We start from the raw sequence: 19,183 nt of genomic DNA on the forward strand, positions 1-19,183 counted from the left end.
CGCCGTAGGCTGTTTGCGTGCTCTTGCTCGCTCTGGATACCGCCACGCCCGCCGTCACCGTCGCGCTGCACGACGGTACGGACGTCATCGCCTCGTCGAGCCAGGTCGACGCCCGCCGCCACGGTGAGCTGCTGCTGCCCGCCGTGGACCGGGTGCTCGCCGAGGCCGGTCTGCGCCTCGACGCCGTCACCGGCATCGTCGCCGGCACCGGCCCCGGGCCGTACACGGGGCTGCGCGTCGGCCTGATGACCGCGGACGCCTTCGGGCTCGCGCTCGGCGTGCCCGTGCACGGGGTGTGCACGCTGGACGGCCTCGCCTTCGCCGCCGACCTGGAGGGCCCCTTCGTGGTGGCGACCGACGCCCGCCGCAAAGAGGTCTACTGGGCGCGGTACGCCGACTCCCGCACCCGGCTCACCGACCCGGCCGTCGACCGGCCCGCCGAGATCGCGGAGCAGGTGGCCGGGCTCCCGGCCGTCGGCGCGGGCGCGCTGCTGTACCCCGACACCTTCCCCCGGGCGCACGAGCCGGAGCACGTCTCCGCCGCCGCCCTGGCCCGGCTGGCCGCCGAGAAGCTGGCGGCGGGGGAGGATCTGCCCGCGCCCCGGCCGCTGTACCTGCGCCGGCCCGACGCCCAGGTCCCCAAGAACTACAAGGTGGTCACCCCGAAGTGACCGAGCCAGCCACTGCCGAGTCCACCGCCGCCGCGCTGCGCGAGATGCGCTGGTGGGACATCGACCCCGTCCTGCGCATGGAGCGGGAGCTGTTCCCGGAGGACGCCTGGTCGCGGGGCATGTTCTGGTCCGAGCTGGCGCACGCGCGCGGGCCCGGGGCCACCCGGCGCTACCTCGTCGCCGAGGAGGCCGGTCACGTCGTCGGGTACGCGGGCCTGGTCACCTCCGGGGAGCAGGCCGACGTGCAGACCGTCGCCGTCGCCCGCGACCACTGGGGCACCGGCCTCGGCGCGCGGCTGCTGACCGAGCTGCTGCGCGCGGCGACCGACTTCGAGTGCACCGAGGTGCTCCTCGAGTGCCGGGTGGACAACACCCGCGCCCAGCGCCTCTACGAGCGCTTCGGCTTCGAGCCCATCGGCTTCAGACGCGGGTACTACCAGCCGGGGAACGTGGACGCCCTGGTGATGCGCCTGACCGACCCGTCCACCTCCGTACCGGGAACCGAACGAGGAACCGAGAACCATGGCTGACTCACGCGACGAGCCTCTCGTACTGGGGATCGAGACCTCCTGCGACGAGACCGGCGTCGGTGTCGTGCGCGGCACCACCCTGCTGGCCGACGCCGTCGCGTCCAGCGTCGACGAGCACGCCCGCTTCGGCGGCGTCGTCCCGGAGGTGGCGAGCCGAGCCCACCTGGAGGCGATGGTGCCGACCATCGACCGCGCCCTCAAGGAGGCGGGGGTGAGCCCGCGCGACCTCGACGGCATCGCCGTCACCGCCGGACCCGGCCTCGCCGGCGCCCTGCTGGTCGGCGTCTCGGCGGCGAAGGCGTACGCCTACGCGCTCGGCAAGCCGCTGTACGGCGTCAACCACCTCGCCTCGCACATCTGCGTCGACCAGCTCGAACACGGGGCGCTGCCGGAGCCGACGATGGCCCTGCTGGTCTCCGGCGGGCACTCCTCCCTGCTCCTGTCCACGGACATCACCTCCGACGTCCGCCCGCTGGGCGCCACCATCGACGACGCGGCCGGCGAGGCCTTCGACAAGATCGCCCGCGTGCTGAACCTGGGCTTCCCCGGCGGCCCGGTCATCGACCGGTACGCGCGCGAGGGCGACCCGGACGCGATCGCCTTCCCGCGCGGGCTGACCGGCCCGCGCGACCCGGCGTACGACTTCTCCTTCTCCGGCCTCAAGACGGCCGTGGCCCGCTGGATCGAGGCGAAGCGGGCGGCGGGGGAGGAGGTGCCGGTGCGCGACGTGTCGGCCTCCTTCCAGGAGGCGGTCGTGGACGTGCTGACCCGCAAGGCCGTGCGGGCCTGCAAGGACGAGGGCGTCGACCACCTGATGATCGGCGGCGGCGTGGCCGCCAACTCGCGGCTGCGGGCCCTGGCACAGGAGCGCTGCGAGGCGGCCGGCATCCGGCTGCGGGTGCCGCGCCCCAAGCTGTGCACGGACAACGGCGCGATGGTCGCCGCGCTCGGCGCCGAGATGGTCGCCCGCAACCGGGCCGCCTCCGACTGGGACCTCTCGGCCGACTCCTCCCTCCCGGTGACCGACCCGCACGTGCCGGGACACGGCCACGGCCACACGCACACGCACGACCACGTGCACGAGGTCAGCAAGGAGAACCTGTACTCGTGACCGTCGCGCTGATGTGGGAGGCGCGGGCCGTGCCCGGCCGGGGCGGGGAACTGCTCGCCTGGGCCCGGGCACGGCCCCTCGGCGGCACCCCGCTGCGCCGGGAGCACTTCCGTGCCCCGCAGGACCGCGTGCTGGTCGTCACCTGGTGGGACGCGCCCTACGACGCCGAGCTCCCGGAGCTGCCCGACCCGGAGGCGGACCTGGTCACGAGACCGGTGCACCGCTGGCGGTTCGAGTCGGTCGGCGAGTGACCGGGGCGGTGCGTGATGGGGGCGGTGCGTGGCGGGGGCGGTGCGTGGCCGGGCGGTGCGTGGCCGGGCGGTGCGTGACGGGGGCGGTGCGTGGGCGGGCGGGGCGTGGCGGGGGCGGTCCACGACCGGGTCGGTGACTGATCGCGTAGGCAATGCATCGATCGCGTAACCGAGTTGGCGGAGCTCGCTGCCGAAAGGACCACCGCCGACGACAATATGAGCGTGTCCACTACACCTGACGTCACGCTGGACGACGGCACCCCGGTCCGTTTCCTGCTCGTACCCGGGGACGGCACGTTCCCCGAGCCCCACGACGACGACCTGCCGGAGGGCATGGGCCGGGCGGTGCCCGTGGCGCGGGGCACGGGCAGCGTCGCCCGGTTCGCGGCCGGGGCCCTGCGCGGCGCGCTCAGTCCGCTGGGACCGCTGATCCAGGAGGTCCACGACGCGGCCACGGCCGTGCCCGACCCTCCCACCGAACTGAGCGTCACCTTCGGTGTCCAGGTCGGCCAGGACCTCAAGCTCGGGATCGTGGGCGGCACGGGCACCGCCCACCTCACCGTCACCGCGAGCTGGAGCCCGACCGCGTCCGCCTCCGGCGCCGCGACCGCCGCGGACTGACGCGTGGGCTGGTTCAGAACCGCGGGGCACGGTGCCGCGGACCCCTCCCGGTACGTCGTCTCGATCGGCCGGCCCGCGAGCGGCAGCCCCGTCGGAGCCGGCTTCGTGCTCGGCGCCGACACCGTGCTGACCTGCGCGCACGTGGTCAACGCCGCCCTGGAGCGGCCCCTGCTGGAGCCGACGGAGCCCGGCCCGGACAGGATCACGCTCACGGTGCGCGACGACCTGGGCGCCACCCGCTGGTACGCCGCCCGGGTGGCCCACTGGATCGCCCCGCGCACCCGCGACGGCGCACCGGTGCCCGCGGGAGACGGCGAGTGGTTCGGCGACCTCGCCGTCCTGCGGGTCGAGACCGGCTCCGCCGCACTGCCCCCCGGGCCCCGGCCGGCGCCCATGGCGGTGGGCCAGGCGGTGGAGGCCTGGCACGGCTCCGGCGAGCCGGCCACCTTCGCCCGCCTCACCGTCCACGGCACGAACGGCTCCCGGGCCTACCTGGACGGGGCGCCCACCGGCATGGCGGTCGGCCGCGGCTACAGCGGCGGCCCGCTGTGGTGCCCGGAGCAGCAGGCCGTCGTGGGACTGGTCGTCGCCCACTTCATGCCGGCCCGCGACCCCGCCACCGGCAAGCCGCTCCCCCACAGCCCCCAGCACATGGCGCGGCGCAGCTGGGGGGTGCCCTGGCAGTGCGTCGAGGCGGAACTGGGCCCGCTGGGCGCGCTGGACAGCGCGGCGTCCGCCCGGCCCGACCCGGACGACCCGGCGCTCCTGCTGCTGACCGAGGCGGTCGAGGACGTCTTCCCCTCGCCGAGCAGCCTGGTCACCGGCGCCCAGCGGCTCGCCCGCGCCTGCGGGGTCGCGCCCGGCAGCTCCGTCACCCCGCCCGAGCCGCAGGAGTTCGCCGCCTTCCTCCTCACCCACCCGCGGGCCCTGGCCGCACTCGTCGGGCACCTGCGGCGCGACGCCCCCCGGGACGCCGACCGCGTCCTGGCCGCCGGCGGCCTGTCCCGCACGCCCCGGCTGCTGGCCCCGCAGGAGCACACCGCCCTGCGCGGGCACCTGCGTGCCATGGAAGCCGACGTGCTCGCGCGCTTCCCCGAGGCCGTCCGCGCCGCCCTGCCGCACCTGGCGGCGCTGCCCGGCGACGACACCCCGGAGGCCCTCCTCGACCATCTGGAGGAGCTGCCCGGCGACGGCCGGGCCACCGGCGGGGAGCGCAGGGTTCCGGCGCTGCTGCGGGTCATGGAGTACGTCGGCGCCCTGTGCCCGGGCGCGAAACGGGCGGAACTGCGGCTGTGGGCGGACGGGGTGGCGGCCCGGCTCGGCATCGCACGGGCCGCGCTCGGCGAACGCCGCTCCGACGCCCAGGAGTGGGTGCGCTCGCTGCGCGCGCGGACGGCCCGGGTCCGGGTGCTGGTCCAGGTGACCCGGGCCGGGCAGGGCCGGCACCGGCTGCGGATCTGGTGCGACGAGGGCGCCGGGCCGCGGCAGGTCTCCACGGACAGCGTGCGCTCGTACTCGGCGCCGGAGGCGGCCCGCGAGGTGCTGCGCGTGCTCGACTCCCTCACCCCGCCCGCCGAGGACGAACGGCCGCCCCTGGTCGAGGTGCTGGTCGACCGCGCAGGCCTCAACCTGCCCGTGGACGAGTGGACGGCACGGGACCCGGAGGAGCTGGTGCCCGGAGTGCTCGGGGTGGAGTTCCCGCTGGTGGTGCACTGTCCCGAACTGCTGCGCCGACACGGGCGCTTCACGTCCCACTGGCGCAGCCGCTGGAACCGGCTCGACTCGGGCAAGACCTTCGTGGTCTCCGAGGCGATGGACCGGGACACCATCTACTCCCGGCTCGTCAACCAACTCGACACCGTACGCGTCTGTGTGGACGTACCCCCCGGTCCGCGGGACGGCATCGTGCAGACCTGCCTCGCCCTGGGCATACCGGTAGTGGTGTGGGACCGGGGCCGGGACGGCGCCGCGCACGCCGTCCGGTACATGGCGGAGGTCGCCACCCGGGAGATGCCCGACGGAGTACGCGACTACCGCGCCCACGCCAAGGCCAGCCCGCCCGACTACCCCGGCCGCCCGGTACTCGCCTGGGCCGACGCCGACCGCACCGTGCCCCGCCTGCACCTGACCGAGCCACAGGAGAGCGCATGACATCCGCCGGCGACGCCGAATGGCGTCTGTTCCGCGGCGACGGCGTCCCACGGTCCGTCGCCCTGCCCTCGGCACCGCCCTGGCGCCGCTTCGTCCCGGCCCGGTCCATGCGGCCGGAGCTGCCCTACGTGATCGCCCCGGCCCACGCCGACGTCGTCAACGCCGCGCTGCACCTGCGTCGTCCGCTGCTGGTCACCGGTCCGGCCGGCACCGGCAAGTCCTCGCTCGCCCGGGCCGTCGCCCACGAACTGAGCCTCGGCGAACTGCTGCGCTGGCCGGTCAACAGCCGGTCCACCGTGAAGGACGCCCTCTACCAGTACGACGCGATCGGCCGGCTGCGCGAGACGACCCTCAGCCGGGACCGCGGCGAACGCGAACCGTCCATCGGCACCTTCATCCGGCTCGGCCCGCTCGGCACCGCGCTGGTGCCCTCGGCGAGCCCCCGCTGCCTGCTCATCGACGAGATGGACAAGGGGGACGTCGACCTTCCCAACGACCTCCTCACCGTCTTCGAGGAGGGCTTCTTCGACATCCCCGAACTGACCCGGCTGCCCGAGGACATGGCCGACGTCGAGGTGCAGACCCACGACCACCGGGGCACCGTCCGCGTGCACCAGGGGCTCGTGCAGTGCGCCGAGTTCCCGGTCGTCGTCATCACCAGCAACGGCGAGCGCGACTTCCCGCCCGCCTTCCTGCGCCGCTGCCTCAGGCTCGACCTGCCGCTGCCCGACGAGGAGCGGCTGCGCACCATCGTCGCCGCGCACCTCGGCGAGGAGGCGATGCGGGAGGCGGACGACCTGATCGAGGCGTTCCTGCGGCGCCGCGCCCTGGGCGAGCTGGCCACCGACCAACTGCTCAACGCGGTGTTCCTGCGCACCGGCGGCGTCGACCTGGACGCGGAAGGGCTGCTGGACGCCGTCCTGCACCAGCTCACCGGGGCGATGTGACCGTGCCGGCCGGGGGAGAGCGGCTCGCCGAGACGCTGCGGCTGCTCGGCGCCTGCCGCGTGGACCTGGACGCCGACCAGGTCCTGGACGTGCTGTGGCTGGCCCGGCGGCTGCCGGCCGGAGTCGAGGCGCCCCTGCACCGGCAGGTGCCCGCCCGGCCCCCGCAGCCCCGGTCGCCCGAGGGACCGGAGACGGAGGACCGGCCCGCACCGCAGCAGCCCCCGCCCGAGCCCGGCGACCAGGAGCTGCCGGACCTCACCAGCCCCACCACCCTGCACGCGGCGGTCCGCAACACCCCGGAACCGCGACCGCGGCCCGCGCCCACCGGCCGGGAACCCCGGCGGGCCCTGCCGGTGCGGATCCCGGAGGAGAAGGCCCTCGGCAACGAGCTGGAACTGGGACGGTCGCTGCGCCCGCTGCGCCGCCGCCACGACAGCCGCCACCGCACGGAGATCGACGAGGACCGCACGGCCGCCGAACTCGCCGAGACCAACCTGCCCGACGTGGTGGAACGGCCGGTGCGCGAGCGTTGGCTGAACCTCACCCTGCTCGTCGACGACGGACTGTCGATGCTGCTGTGGCACCGGCTCGGCACCGAACTGCGCACCCTGCTGGAACGCCTGGGCGCCTTCGCCCTCACCCGGGTCCTCGGCCTCGACACCCGCAACGCGGGCGGGCCGCGCCTGCACGCCCGGCCGTTCCGCTCCGGGAGCACCGAACTGCCGCTGAGCACCGTCAACGACCCCTCCGGGCGCTCCCTGCTGCTCGTCGTCAGTGACGGCATGGGCCCCGCCTGGCGGTCCGGCGCGATGCACGGGCTGCTGGCCGAGCGGGCGGCCCGGGGCCCCGTCGCCGTGCTGCACACCCTCCCCCCGGACATGTGGGAGGCCTCCGGCATCTTCGCCGAGCACTGGCGGGCCACCACCCGCCGGGTGGGCGGCGCCAACACCTCGTGGAAGATCGTCGACCCGGTCCTGCCGCCGGAGCTGAGCCGTTTCGACGACATCCCGGTCCCCGTCCTCGAACCCACCGCCGCCTCCCTCGGCACCTGGGCCCGCCTGCTCGCCTCCCCGGGCACCACGGTCGAACTCCCGCTGCTGACCCGCCCCGACCGGCACGCGCCCCTCGCCCCCGCGCGCGACCTGAGCAGCGCCCAGCACTTCCGGGACGCGGCCACCCCGGAGGCGTACCGGCTGGCCGCCCACCTCGCGGCGGTCGCCCCGCTGTCCGTGCCCGTGATGCGGCTGGTGCAGACGGCGGTGCCCTGGCCGGCCACCACCTCCCACCTGGCCGAGGTGTTCCTCGGCGGCCTGGTCCGGCCCCACCCGGCGCCCGTGGCGGGCCCGCTGCCCGCCAAACACCGAGTCTTCGACTTCTCCGACGCCTCCAAGGCCGTACTCCTGGACGCCGTCCCGCAGGCCGAACTGCTGCTCACCGGGCGGCGGATCGGGCGCCGCCTGGAGGAACTGGCCGGCAACTCGCCGGACTTCCCCGCCTGGCTCCTCCACCCGGACGGCTCCGACACCCTCCCCGGCTCCCAGCAGCCCTTCACGCGCGTCGAACGCCGGCTGCTCGCACGGTTCGGGGTGTCGCTCGGCGCCGCCCGCCCCGCCCCGGGAGCCGGCCCGCAGGACCCCGGCACCGCCACCGACGACTGGGAGCCGCTCACCGACGCGGACCCGCGCCGCATCGGCAGATACGAACTGCACGGCCGCCGGCGTGGTCGGCGCACGGTCGTCTACCGGGGCGTCGACCACCGGGGCCGCGAGGCCGTGCTGCGGGTGCCGCGCCCCGACCTGCCCGCCGCCAACGCCCGACTCGTCGCGGTCGAGGCCGAGGCGCTGACCCGCCTCCAGGGGCAGTACGCGCCCGTGCTGCTGGGCACCGGCCTCCGGGACTCCCCGCCCTGGCTCGCCATGACCCCGATCGCGGACGCCCAGGCACCCGACGCCCAGCCGCCGCGACTCGCCGAGATCTTCACCCGGGCCCTGACCGACGGCAGAGCCCCCTTCGACATCCTCCAGGGCCTGCTCGTCTCCTGCTACCTCGCCAACGCGGTCGCCCTCTGCCACCTCAACGGCCTGGTGCCCGCCACCCTGGACGCCGAGAGCGTGTACGTGCTGCGGCGCACCGTCGTGCTGGGCGACCTGTCGGACTGCGCCGTCGACGGCACGTACCTGGGCTCGGCCGCGGCACCCACCCGCGAGGACAACGTGCGGGCCCTCGGGGAGCTGCTCCAGGTCATCAGCAGCAAGGCCGGCTGGGACATGCCGGGCCTGCCCGAGGGCATGCACCTGTGGCAGGGCGACACGTGGGAGCAACTGCGCCGGCTCGTCCTGCGCTGCGTGGACCCGGAGCCGTCCGCGCGGCCCGCCGCCAGCGAGGTCGCCGAGATCCTGGCCCGGTACGTGGCGCGCACCCGCCTCCAACTGGGCGAGGCCGGGGTGCGCGGGGCGCAGGGCGGGCAGACCGCCCGTGTGCCGCTGACCCCGCCCGCCACGGACCCCGGCACGGCGCGGCCCGCGCTGCGGCTGCCGCGCTTCGGCACCGCCCGCAAGGAGTCCCGGCACCGGTGGGAGCGGCTGAAGGCGCCCGTGCGGCACAGCAGGCACCTCACCCTGATCGGCGCCTACCACTACAGCGGACGCGCCACCACCACGATGGTGCTCGGCTCCGTCCTGGCCGCCGCGCGCGGCGAACCGGTCCTGGCCCTCGACGGCTCCGCCTCGGAAGGCTCCCTGGGCGCCTTCCTCACCGACCGCAACCCGGCCGTCGTGCGGGACCTCGGCGTCCTGGCGCCCGCGTCGTCCTACGAGGAGATCCGGGCCCGCACGACCCGGCTGCCGTCCGGCCTCGAAGTCGTCGCCCACCGCGCCGGGCACTTCGGCCCCAACCCGGCCCACCAGCAGGAGTACGCGCACGTACTGGAGCTGACGGCGCGCTACTACCCCTTCGTCCTCACCGACTGGTCGCCGCTGCGGCTCGACCGGTCGGCCGACGTCGTCCTCGACCTCACCGACCGGCTGATCCTGTGCTGCGGCACCGCGGAGTGGTTCCTGGACGCGGCGGTACGCACCCTCGCCATCCTCCGGGGGACCGGCCGCGAGGAACTGGCGCGGCGGGCCCTGGTCGTCGCGACCGACCTCGACGGGCCCTCCGGTCGCGGCCTGCCGGGGACCTTCCCCCGGCGGCTGCGCGTGGAACCCGGGCAGGTGGTGCACGTCCCCTTCGACGGGGCCCTCCAGGCCCCCGACTGGGAGCTGCACCGGTTGCGTCCGGCCACGGCGGAGGCGTTCCTGCGACTGGCCGAACTGGTGGCACGGGAGGACTGACCCGGCCGGTCCGGGGCGCCTCCGTCCCCAGCCGTCGTCGAATGTTGCGCCCGTCGGACCGAACCTTCCGAAGGGCGGAGCGGGGTCGGGGAGGAGACCGGCGTGCTCCGACGGGTTCGTCACGGCTGCCCGCAGGGTTACGATCGCAGCCATGACATCCCCGCAGCCCGCTGAAACCCGGACGCAAAAGCGGTCCGCCCAGACCGCGACCCTCGCCGAGATCGCGCGCGAGGCCGGTGTGTCGGCGCCGACTGTTTCGAAGGTGCTCAACGGCCGGGCCGACGTCGCCCCCTCGACCCGGGCCCGCGTCGAGGAACTGCTCCGCGTCCACGGCTACCGGCGCAGGCGGGCCGAATCGACCCGCTCGCCCCTGATCGACCTGGTCTTCCACGAGCTGGAGAGCGCCTGGGCGATGGAGGTCATCCGCGGCGTGGAGAACGTGGCCAGGGACGCCGGGCTCAGCGTCGTGCTCTCCGAGAGCGCGGGACGCCTCACCCCCGGCCGGACCTGGGCCGACCAGGTCGCCGCCCGCCGCCCGCACGGCGTGATCCTGGTCCTGTCCGGCCTCGACGAGTCCCAGCGGGCCCTGCTCACCAGCCGCTCCATCCCGTTCGTGGTGATGGACCCGGCCGGAGACCCGGGGGCCGACGTGCCGTCCATCGGCGCCACCAACTGGCAGGGCGGCCTCGCCGCCACCCGGCACCTGGTCGACCTCGGCCACACCCGCATCGGCGCCATCAGCGGACCCACCCGCATGATGTGCAGCCGGGCCCGCGTCGACGGCTACCGGGCGGCGTTGGAGACGGCGGGGCTGCCGGTCGACCCCGGCCTGATCGTGACCGGCGACTTCCACCACGAGGCCGGCTACCGCCAGGGCCTCGAACTGCTGCGCCGCCCGGACCGGCCGACCGCCGTCTTCGCCGGCAACGACCTCCAGGCGCTCGGACTGTACGAGGCCGCGCGCGAGCTGGGGCTGCGCATCCCGCACGACCTGAGCGTGGTCGGGTTCGACGACCTGCCGGTGGCCCGCTGGGTGGGGCCGCCGCTGACGACCGTACGGCAGCCGCTGATGGAGATGGCCGAGGCGGCGGCCCGCCTGGTGCTGGACCTCGGGCGGGACGACGGCTCCTCGACGGCGACCCGCGTGGAGCTGGCCACCAGCCTGGAGGTGCGCAGCAGCACGGCGCCGCCCGCCGAGGGATGAGCGGCGCGTCTGAGAATTTCCGCAGAAGTCCGACCCACCTGTTCCAGTTTCAATAATTCGGACTTATGTTCCTTCCGGCGGGGCATCCGGGTGGGGACCCGAACGGACGCAGGGGCGGGGGCTGACGCATGGCGGCGCGGGGCGGACAGGACGGGCGCGGCGGCCGGCGCCGGGGCCTGAAGGTGGCCGGCCTCGCCCTGGCCGGTTCCCTGCTGCTCGGCGCCGGGGCGGCGGGCTGGGCCTACTGGCACCTGAACAGCAACATCACGAGCGTCGACATCAACGGCGCGCTCGGCGACGACCGCCCCGCGCGACCGGTCACCGTCCCCTCCGCCTCGCCCTCCGCGTCCCCGGTGCCCACCGGCGCCCTGAACCTCCTCGTCCTCGGCTCCGACTCGCGCGACGGCGAGGAGAACCGGGAACTGGGCGGCGGGGACAGCGGGGGCGCCCGCTCGGACACCGCGATGGTCGTCCACTTCGACGCGGGCCGCACCGCCGCCACCGTCGTCAGCATCCCGCGCGACACGCTCGTCGACCGCCCCTCCTGCCCGCTGCCGTCCGGCGGGACGACCCGCGCGGCGAGTGGCGCGATGTTCAACACCGCCTACGAACTGGGCGGCCCGGTCTGCGCGGTCAAAACCGTCGAGTCGCTCACCGGCGTGCGCATGGACCACTACGTCGAGGTCGACTTCTCCGGCTTCGCCGACCTGGTCGACGCGCTCGGCGGGGTCACCGTCACCACCGACGTCGACATCGACGACGACAAGAGCCACCTGCACCTGGACGCCGGCACCCACCACCTCGACGGCACCGAGGCCCTCGGCCTGGCCCGCACCCGGTACGGGCTGGCGGGCGGCAGCGACCTCGCCCGGATAGAGCTCCAGCACAAGCTCGTCAAGGCGCTGCTGGAGCAGATCTCCGCCACCGACCTGCTCACCGACCCCGCGCGCCTCTACCAGGTCGCCGACGCCCTCACCGGGAGCCTCACCACCGACACCGGCCTGGACTCGCTGGGCGAGCTGACGGACCTGGGCCGCAGCCTCGGGGACCTCGACGCGGACGACGTACGCACGCTGACGATGCCGGTGCTGCCCGCGCCCTCGGACCCCAACCGGGTGGTGGCCGACCAGCCGGACGCCGCCGACCTGTGGGAATCCCTGCGCTGAAAAGATTCTCCGGAACATCTGGCGGCGGGTGTCGATCCGGGGCCCGCCCGCTCGACACCAGGAGTGAGAGGCCGGGGAGGAACCCCGGCCGCCGGACCACTCCGAGGAGTCACCATGCCCCGCTACCTGTCGCTCATCCGCATCGAGGAGACCGACACCCCCGCCGGCGGCCCCAGCCCCGAGCTGATGGAGCGGATGGAGAAGCTGATGGAGGAGATGACCAAGGCCGGCGTCCTGCTGGACACGGCCGGCCTGACCCCCACCGCCGAGGGCACCCGCGTCCACTACGAGGGCGGCCGGCTCTCCGTCACCGACGGGCCCTTCACCGAGACCAAGGAGGTCATCGGCGGCTACGCCCTGCTCCAGGCCAAGGACCGGGCCGAGGCGATCGAGTGGACCAAGCGGTTCCTGAAGACGCACGAGGAGTACTGGACGGTGACCTGCGAGGTGCGGCAGCTGATGGAGGGCTGAGCCGACCGGGGGCCGACCGCGTCCCGTTTTGCCCCGGCTCCCCGAGGGTGTTGCATGGTGGGCTGTGGAACCACAGCCCACCGCCGCCCTCGAAACCGTCTTCCGGCTGGAGTCGCCCCGCGTCATCGCCGGCGTGGCCCGGCTCGTCCGGGACGTCGGCATCGCCGAGGAACTCACCCAGGACGCCCTGGTCGCGGCCCTGGAGCAGTGGCCCCGGGACGGAGTGCCCGACAACCCGGGCGCCTGGCTCATGGTCACCGCCCGCCGCCGCGCCGTCGACCTGATCCGGCGCCGGGAGACCTACGCCCGCAAGCTCGCGGAGATCGGCCGGGACCTGCCCGCCTCCACGCCCGCGCCCGAGGAGCCCGCCGACCCCGAGGACATCGACGACGACCTGCTGCGCCTGGTCTTCACCGCCTGCCACCCGGTGCTGTCCGCCGAGGCCCGCATCGCCCTCACCCTGCGCCTGCTCGGCGGACTGACCGTGCCGGAGATCGCCCGCGCCTGCCTGGTCCCCGAACCGACGGTCGCCCAGCGCATCGTGCGCGCCAAACGCACCCTGGCCAGGAAGAACATCGACTTCGAGGTGCCGTACGGCCCGGACCGCGCGGCCCGCCTCGGCTCGGTCCTGGAGGTCATCTACCTGATCTTCAACGAGGGGTACGCGGCCACCGCCGGCGACGACTGGCTCCGCCCCGCCCTGTGCGAGGACGCCCTGCGCCTGGCCCGCGTCCTGTCCGCCCTGATGCCGAAGGAACCCGAGGTCCACGGCCTGACCGCGCTGCTGGAGTTCCAGTCCTCCCGTGCCGCCGCGCGCACCGGCCCCGACGGCGAGCCCGTCCTGCTCCAGGACCAGAACCGCCACCGCTGGGACCGCCTGCTCATCGCCCGCGGCATCACCGCCCTCGACCACGCCCACGCCGGCTCCGGCGCCCCCGGCCCGTACGTCCTCCAGGCCGCGATCGCCGCCTGTCACGCGACGGCCTACTCGTACGAGGAGACCGACTGGGCGCGCATCGCCACGCTCTACGGCCTGCTCGCGGCCCGCGCGCCGTCCCCGGTCGTCGAACTCAACCGCGCGGTCGCCGTCTCCATGGCCGAGGGCCCCGCCCCCGCCCTGGCCCTCGTGGACGCCCTCGCCGCCGAACCCGCCCTGCGCGACTACCACCTGCTCCCCAGCGTCCGCGGCGACCTCCTGCTCCGCCTGGACCGTACGGCCGAGGCCCGCGCGGAGTTCGAACGGGCCGCGTCCCTGACCCGCAACGCACCCGAACGCGCCCTCCTGCTGCGCCGGGCCCGGGAGGCGGCCGGTTAGCGGGCGGGGTGCCCGATCAGCATCGTCGGCGCCCCCGCGACCCGGGTCAGGAACACGGTCGCGGCGTTCGGCCCCTGCGGTTTGACCTTCTTCCGCAGCTCCTCCGGCTCCACCGCCGAGCCCCGCTTCTTCACGGTCAGCGTGCCGACCCCGCGCTCCCGCAGCAGCGCCTTCAGCTTCTTGACGTTGAACGGGAGTTGATCGGTGATCTCGTAGGCGGTGGCGTACGGCGTGCGGTGCCGTTCGTCGGCGGTGACGTAGGCGATGGTCGGGTCGATCAGCCCGCCCGCCAGGTCCTCGGCCACCTCGGCGACCAGATGGGCGCGGATGACGGCGCCGTCGGGCTCGTACAGGTACCTCCCGACCGGCCGGGCCTCGGGGTCCGGCAGCATGGTCGCGGGCGTCGCGTAGATCCCCGCCCCGGCGGGCAGCAGCGTCGCCCGCCGCGCCCCCGGCGTCACGTCCGGGCCGAACCACAGCACGGCCTCCTTGACGTCCCCGCCGTCCGAGACCCACTCGGCCGTCGCCTCCGGGGGGATCGCCTCGTGCGGGATGCCGGGCGCGATCTTCAGCAGGCCCAGCGGCGCCCCGAGCGCGGCGGACACCGCCCAGGACAGGGGCGGGGAGTAGGCCTCCGGGTCGAAGATCCGGCCGCGCTTGGAGGAGCGCCGGGCGGGATCGACGAACACGGCGTCGTAGCCGGCCGTGTCCACCTCCGTCACATCTGCCTCGCGCACCTCGATCAGACCGGCGAGACCGAGCGCGTCGGCGTTGGCGCGGGCCGCCGCGACGGTGACCGGGTCGCGGTCCACGGCGAGGACCCTGATCCCGGCTCGGGCGAACGCGATCGCGTCGCCGCCGATACCGCAGCACAGGTCGGCGACGGATCGCACACCGAGCGCCTGGAGGCTCTCGGCCCGGTACGCCGCCACGCTCGCCCGCGTGGACTGCTCCACCCCGTTCGGCGTGAAGAACATCCGCCGCGCGTCCTCGGCCCCGAACTTCGCAACCGCCCGCTGCCGCAGCCGCGCCTGCCCGAGCGCCGCCGACACCAGCTCGGCGGGGTGCGTGCGCCGCAGCCGGGTCGCGACCGCCAACTCCCGCGCGGGGTCGGTGTCGCGGACCTCGTCGAGGAGCGCGCGGCCTTCGGGGGCGAGCAGGGCGAGGAGGGAGTCCAGGTCGTTCACCGACTCATTGTGGGCCAGTCGGTGGACGGTGTGCCTGCGGCGCGGTGTCGGGCCGGGTTCGGCGGCCGGGGACTGCGAGGATCCGGCACCATGCGAGCAGTCGTACAAAATGACAAAAGTCGGGCGTTGCGTCGCGTGTCCCGGGCGCCTCGTGCCACCGCCGTCCTCGCCGTCGCCGTAGCCGCCCTCGCCGCCGGCTGCGCGCAGGGCGACGACCAGGGGGTGCGGGGCGCCGCAGGCCAGCAGGCGCCCCCGGCCCGCGCCGTCGACGGTGCGGCCAAGGCGCGCGAGGCCCGGGCGGCCCTGGTCGCCGCCGCCAAGCGCTGGGACCTGAAGAGGGTCCCGCTGGCGGCCCCCGCGCCCCCCGCGAAGAAGCCGGAGATCAAGGCCCGCGAGGGCTTCGAGGTCGACGGCCAGGAGTCGGACGGCCTCCCGCCGGTCTTCACCACGATCCCCATCAAGGAGAAGATCGTCTTCCTCACCATCGACGACGGCGCCGAGAAGGACCCGGCGTTCCTCAGGATGATGAGCGAACTGAGGATCCCGTACACCGTCTTCCTCACCGACGAGGAGATCAAGGACGACTACGGCTACTTCAGGAAGATGCAGGCCCGCGGCGTCACCCTCAACAACCACACCCTGAGCCACCCCTACCTCCCCGCGCTCTCCTACGAGGAGCAGAAACGGGAGATCTGCGGCATGCAGGACGTGATGGAGAAGCGCTACGGCAAGCGCCCCGTCCTCTTCCGCCCGCCCTACGGCAACTACGACGGCGACACCCTGCGCGCCGCCAAGTCCTGCGGGATCAAGTACGCCCCGATCTGGAGCGAGGAGGTGTACGTCGACCACTGGGAGTACCGCGAGTGGGACCAGGACCTGCACCCCGGCGACATCGTCCTCACCCACTTCCGGGGCACCGACGACTGGGACGGCACGATGACCGACATGGTCCGCCGCTTCCTGGACCGGATCACCGCCGACGGGTACGCGGTGGCCCGCCTGGAGGACTACCTGTGAGGCGGGGGCGGTCCCGCCGCCCGGCCGTCGCCGCCTTGGCCGCCCTGTTGCTCCCGCTGGCCGCCTGCGACCGGCTCGCCGCCCCCGCCGAGCACGCGGCGGCGGTCGGGGACCCAGTCCAGGACAGCGGCCGGGGGCGCCGGCCGCCGCCGCCCGTCGTGGACCACGTCCGCACCGACGACCCGGTCGTCTTCCTCACCTACGACGACAGCGCCGAGCGCGACCCCGCCTTCCCCGGCCTGGTCCGTGACCGGCGCCTCCCGGTCACCCTGTTCCTCACCGGCACCGTCGCCGGACCGGCGTACGGCGACCTCGCGCGGCTGCGCCCGTTCGGCGCGAGCCTGCAGAACCACACCCTCGACCACCGCTCCCTGCGCGGCCTGCCCTACGCCGGCCAGCGCGCCGAGATCTGCGGCCAGCAGACCAAGCTCAGGTCCCGCTTCGGCGTCCGCGCCCACCTCTTCCGCCCGCCGCACGGCACGTACGACACCACGACTCTGCGGGCCGCCGCCGACTGCGGCATCACGGCTCTGGTCCTGTGGCGCGCCACCCTCGACGCCGACGGCGACCTCACCTACACCCGCGGCGAGCCCCGCCTCCACCCCGGCGACATCATCGCCGTGGACCCGGACCACCCGACGGCCACGAACCTGACGGCCCGCACGGAGCGCCTGCTGGAGACGATCGAGGAGCAGGGGCTGAGGGTGGGCAACCTGGAGGACTACGTCTGACGCCTTGACGCCGGTCGGCATCACCCAGCCCGTCCGGCGTTTGAGGACGAGGCCCGTTCAGGGCCGAAGCGGGGGTCTGGGGGCGGCAGCCCCCAGCGACGCCCACACCCACGCAGGGTGCCTTCACAAACCGGCGTTCACACGAAAACCCGGCCGACGCGCCGCCGGCATTGGCACTCCGCTTGACCGAGTGCTAATCGCGGTCATAGTCTCGGCTCTGGCACTCCCCACCGGAGAGTGCCAACACAGCGACGGGCAGGTCCGGCACCCGCGACGACGGATCGACCTGGTCGCCACCTCAGACAGTTAACCCCGTGAGATCTCCGAAGGGGGAGGTCGGATCGTGACGACCGCCAGCTCCAAGGTTGCCATCAAGCCGCTCGAGGACCGCATCGTGGTCCAGCCGCTCGACGCCGAGCAGACCACGGCTTCGGGCCTGGTCATTCCGGACACCGCCAAGGAGAAGCCCCAGGAGGGCGTCGTCCTGGCCGTGGGCCCGGGCCGCTTCGAGGACGGCAACCGTCTTCCGCTCGACGTCAGCGTCGGCGACGTCGTGCTCTACAGCAAGTACGGCGGCACCGAGGTGAAGTACAACGGCGAGGAGTACCTCGTCCTCTCGGCCCGCGACGTGCTCGCGATCGTCGAGAAGTAGTTCACCCGAAGCACCTTGCTTTCCAGCTGCGCCCCTGGCTCCCGCGACCATAAAAAGCCGGGCGTCGGGGGCGCAGTTGCCGTATAACCCCAAGATTTCCGGAAGAGGGCTCACGCTCCCATGGCGAAGATCCTGAAGTTCGACGAGGACGCCCGTCGCGCCCTCGAGCGCGGCGTCAACAAGCTTGCCGACACGGTGAAGGTGACGATCGGCCCCAAGGGCCGCAACGTCGTCATCGACAAGAAGTTCGGCGCCCCCACCATCACCAACGACGGCGTCACCATCGCCCGCGAGGTCGAGATCGAGGACCCGTACGAGAACCTCGGCGCCCAGCTGGTGAAGGAGGTGGCGACCAAGACCAACGACATCGCGGGTGACGGCACCACCACCGCCACCGTGCTCGCCCAGGCGCTCGTGCGCGAGGGCCTGAAGAACGTCGCCGCGGGTGCCTCCCCGGCGCTGCTGAAGAAGGGCATCGACGCGGCCGTCGCCGCCGTGTCGGAGGACCTCCTCGCCACCGCCCGCCCGATCGACGAGAAGTCTGACATCGCCGCCGTGGCCGCGCTGTCCGCCCAGGATCAGCAGGTCGGCGAGCTGATCGCCGAGGCCATGGACAAGGTCGGCAAGGACGGTGTCATCACCGTCGAGGAGTCCAACACCTTCGGTCTGGAGCTGGACTTCACCGAGGGCATGGCCTTCGACAAGGGCTACCTGTCGCCGTACTTCGTGACGGACCAGGAGCGCATGGAGGCCGTCCTCGAGGACCCGTACATCCTGATCAACCAGGGCAAGATCTCCTCCATCGCGGACCTGCTGCCGCTGCTGGAGAAGGTCATCCAGGCCAACGCCTCCAAGCCGCTGCTGATCATCGCCGAGGACCTGGAGGGCGAGGCGCTCTCCACCCTCGTCGTCAACAAGATCCGCGGCACCTTCAACGCGGTGGCCGTCAAGGCCCCGGGCTTCGGCGACCGCCGCAAGGCGATGCTCCAGGACATGGCCGTCCTCACCGGCGCCACGGTCATCTCCGAGGAGGTCGGCCTCAAGCTCGACCAGGTCGGCCTGGACGTGCTCGGCACCGCCCGCCGCATCACCGTCACCAAGGACGACACCACCATCGTCGACGGTGCCGGCAAGCGCGACGAGGTCGAGGGCCGCATCAACCAGATCAAGGCCGAGATCGAGTCCACGGACTCCGACTGGGACCGCGAGAAGCTCCAGGAGCGCCTCGCGAAGCTGGCCGGCGGCGTGTGCGTGATCAAGGTCGGCGCCGCCACCGAGGTGGAGCTCAAGGAGCGCAAGCACCGTCTGGAGGACGCCATCTCCGCGACCCGCGCCGCGGTCGAGGAGGGCATCGTCTCCGGTGGTGGCTCCGCGCTGGTCCACGCCGTCAAGGTGCTGGACGGCAACCTCGGCAAGACCGGCGACGAGGCCACCGGTGTCGCGGTGGTCCGCCGCGCCGCCGTCGAGCCGCTGCGCTGGATCGCCGAGAACGCCGGCCTGGAGGGCTACGTCATCACCTCCAAGGTCGCCGATCTCGACAAGGGCCAGGGCTTCAACGCCGCCACCGGCGAGTACGGCGACCTGGTCAAGGCCGGCGTCATCGACCCGGTCAAGGTCACCCGCTCCGCCCTGGAGAACGCCGCCTCCATCGCCTCCCTCCTGCTGACGACCGAGACCCTGGTCGTCGAGAAGAAGGAAGAGGAAGAGCCGGCCGCCGCGGGCCACGGCCACGCCCACTGAGTGCTGCGCCGAGCCGAGCATTGAGCTGAACCGAACGGTGCCCAGCACCCCCGCCGGGGGTGCTGGGCACCGTCCGTCTGCCCGCC

The 19,183-nt window shown here is 74.0% G+C and carries 17 protein-coding genes; 16 read left to right on the plus strand and 1 reads right to left on the minus strand.

Annotated elements, in window-relative coordinates; genetic code table 11:
- Positions 1 to 17: 17 nt before the first annotated feature.
- The 12 genes from tsaB (at position 18) to IE94_RS0101620 (ending at position 13,770) form a co-directional block, all read left to right on the plus strand.
- A complete protein-coding gene (tsaB, locus tag IE94_RS0101565; RefSeq protein ID WP_030145502.1) occupies positions 18 to 671 on the plus strand; it encodes a tRNA (adenosine(37)-N6)-threonylcarbamoyltransferase complex dimerization subunit type 1 TsaB in 654 nt (217 codons plus the stop codon).
- On the plus strand, positions 668 to 1,201 hold the full coding sequence (gene rimI / locus IE94_RS0101570) for a ribosomal protein S18-alanine N-acetyltransferase (protein WP_030145503.1): 534 nt from the start codon (positions 668 to 670) through the stop codon (positions 1,199 to 1,201). The genes tsaB and rimI overlap by 4 nt, the downstream gene beginning before the upstream one ends.
- Positions 1,194 to 2,312 (plus strand): tRNA (adenosine(37)-N6)-threonylcarbamoyltransferase complex transferase subunit TsaD, encoded by a 1,119-nt coding sequence (gene tsaD / locus IE94_RS0101575; RefSeq protein ID WP_030145504.1) that lies wholly within the window; start codon positions 1,194 to 1,196, stop codon positions 2,310 to 2,312. The genes rimI and tsaD overlap by 8 nt, the downstream gene beginning before the upstream one ends.
- A complete protein-coding gene (locus IE94_RS0101580; protein ID WP_030145505.1) occupies positions 2,309 to 2,563 on the plus strand; it encodes a hypothetical protein in 255 nt (84 codons plus the stop codon). Before tsaD ends, IE94_RS0101580 begins: the two co-directional genes overlap by 4 nt.
- 216 nt (positions 2,564 to 2,779) lie before the next feature.
- Positions 2,780 to 3,184, plus strand: coding sequence for a CU044_2847 family protein (locus IE94_RS0101585; RefSeq protein ID WP_030145506.1), 405 nt, complete (start codon positions 2,780 to 2,782; stop codon positions 3,182 to 3,184).
- Positions 3,185 to 3,187: 3 nt separating this feature from the next.
- On the plus strand, positions 3,188 to 5,335 hold the full coding sequence (locus tag IE94_RS0101590) for a VMAP-C domain-containing protein (RefSeq protein ID WP_030145507.1): 2,148 nt from the start codon (positions 3,188 to 3,190) through the stop codon (positions 5,333 to 5,335).
- The gene (locus IE94_RS0101595; protein ID WP_030145508.1) at positions 5,332 to 6,282 is read left to right on the plus strand and encodes an AAA family ATPase; all 951 of its coding nucleotides are present in this window, start codon (positions 5,332 to 5,334) and stop codon (positions 6,280 to 6,282) included. The genes IE94_RS0101590 and IE94_RS0101595 overlap by 4 nt, the downstream gene beginning before the upstream one ends.
- A 2-nt stretch (positions 6,283 to 6,284) precedes the next feature.
- Positions 6,285 to 9,614: an SAV_2336 N-terminal domain-related protein gene (locus IE94_RS0101600; protein ID WP_167343933.1), complete on the plus strand. Its 3,330-nt coding sequence runs from the start codon at positions 6,285 to 6,287 to the stop codon at positions 9,612 to 9,614.
- 151 nt (positions 9,615 to 9,765) lie between these two features.
- Entirely contained in the window at positions 9,766 to 10,818 is a 1,053-nt protein-coding gene (locus tag IE94_RS0101605) for a LacI family DNA-binding transcriptional regulator (RefSeq protein WP_030145510.1), read from the plus strand.
- Between the two features lie 128 nt (positions 10,819 to 10,946).
- Positions 10,947 to 11,984 (plus strand): LCP family protein, encoded by a 1,038-nt coding sequence (locus IE94_RS0101610; protein ID WP_030145511.1) that lies wholly within the window; start codon positions 10,947 to 10,949, stop codon positions 11,982 to 11,984.
- A 114-nt stretch (positions 11,985 to 12,098) separates the two neighbouring features.
- A complete protein-coding gene (locus IE94_RS0101615) occupies positions 12,099 to 12,455 on the plus strand; it encodes a YciI family protein (RefSeq protein ID WP_030145512.1) in 357 nt (118 codons plus the stop codon).
- A gap of 64 nt (positions 12,456 to 12,519) precedes the next feature.
- Complete coding sequence (locus IE94_RS0101620; RefSeq protein WP_030145513.1) at positions 12,520 to 13,770, plus strand: RNA polymerase sigma factor; 1,251 nt, start codon at positions 12,520 to 12,522, stop codon at positions 13,768 to 13,770.
- Here the strand turns inward: IE94_RS0101620 and IE94_RS0101625 are convergent.
- Positions 13,767 to 14,957, minus strand: coding sequence for a class I SAM-dependent methyltransferase (locus tag IE94_RS0101625; protein WP_030145514.1), 1,191 nt, complete (start codon positions 14,955 to 14,957; stop codon positions 13,767 to 13,769). The genes IE94_RS0101620 and IE94_RS0101625 overlap by 4 nt on opposite strands.
- 90 nt (positions 14,958 to 15,047) lie before the next feature.
- On the opposite strand from IE94_RS0101625, the gene IE94_RS0101630 reads away from it, so the two are divergent.
- The 4 genes from IE94_RS0101630 (at position 15,048) to groL (ending at position 19,097) form a co-directional block, all read left to right on the plus strand.
- Positions 15,048 to 15,974, plus strand: coding sequence for a polysaccharide deacetylase family protein (locus tag IE94_RS0101630; RefSeq protein ID WP_209441020.1), 927 nt, complete (start codon positions 15,048 to 15,050; stop codon positions 15,972 to 15,974).
- Positions 15,971 to 16,705 carry a polysaccharide deacetylase family protein gene (locus IE94_RS0101635; protein WP_030145516.1) on the plus strand — a complete coding sequence of 245 codons (735 nt, stop codon included), beginning with the start codon at positions 15,971 to 15,973 and terminating at the stop codon, positions 16,703 to 16,705. The genes IE94_RS0101630 and IE94_RS0101635 overlap by 4 nt, the downstream gene beginning before the upstream one ends.
- 343 nt (positions 16,706 to 17,048) lie before the next feature.
- On the plus strand, positions 17,049 to 17,357 hold the full coding sequence (gene groES / locus IE94_RS0101640) for a co-chaperone GroES (RefSeq protein WP_019329594.1): 309 nt from the start codon (positions 17,049 to 17,051) through the stop codon (positions 17,355 to 17,357).
- Positions 17,358 to 17,477: 120 nt separating this feature from the next.
- Positions 17,478 to 19,097: a chaperonin GroEL gene (gene groL / locus IE94_RS0101645; RefSeq protein ID WP_030145517.1), complete on the plus strand. Its 1,620-nt coding sequence runs from the start codon at positions 17,478 to 17,480 to the stop codon at positions 19,095 to 19,097.
- Positions 19,098 to 19,183: the final 86 nt, after the last annotated feature.

The sequence above is a fragment of the Streptomyces violaceorubidus genome (genome assembly GCF_000717995.1).
GTDB lineage: Bacteria > Actinomycetota > Actinomycetes > Streptomycetales > Streptomycetaceae > Streptomyces > Streptomyces violaceorubidus.